The sequence below is a fragment of the Mariniflexile sp. HNIBRBA6329 genome (assembly GCF_043558645.1).
Taxonomy (GTDB): Bacteria; Bacteroidota; Bacteroidia; order Flavobacteriales; family Flavobacteriaceae; genus Mariniflexile.
The window spans coordinates 1-507 of the sequence record NZ_JBIFXS010000049.1 but is presented as its reverse complement, the minus strand read 5'-3'; the positions used below and the strand labels follow the sequence as shown (position 1 = coordinate 507).

General features: G+C 36.5%; 1 protein-coding gene. It reads left to right on the top strand.

Features of this window, described 5'->3' with window-relative positions; translation table 11 throughout:
• Positions 1-37: 37 nt before the first annotated feature.
• Positions 38-442, top strand: a complete 405-nt coding sequence (gene tnpA / locus ACGK9U_RS16140; protein ID WP_394467590.1) for an IS200/IS605 family transposase — start codon at positions 38-40, stop codon at positions 440-442.
• Positions 443-507: the final 65 nt, after the last annotated feature.

The window sequence follows — 507 nt, the reverse complement described above, 5'->3', positions numbered from 1 at the left end:
GCCATTTTTTAGGTTTACCATCTAAAACTTTTTTAAGATGAGTAAATATAGAAAATTAACACATGTGTATTACAAATGTGACTATCACATTGTATTCACTCCTAAGTGTCGTTTCCGTGTGCTGGAGGGCATGGTAAAATCACTGGTAGAGCATGATTTACAAGTAATCAGTACTTGGAAAGATGTCATTATTCAAGAAATGAATGTACAAAAAGACCATGTCCATTTGGTTTGTTCAATTCCACCGAAGGTATCCATATCCGAATTCATGGGTGTTCTAAAAGGAAAAATGGCAATCAAGTTGTTCAAGACGTATCCAAGTTTAAGACAAAAGCCTTATTGGGGCAATCACTTTTGGTCGAGAGGTTATTTTGTAAGTACAGTAGGTTTGGATGAGGACATGATAAGGCGATATGTGAAATATCAAGAGCATCATGAATGAGCCTAATGCCCCTTTGGGGCTAATCTGAAAATCAAAGCCTCCGTTTTTAACGGAGGTTTTTTACT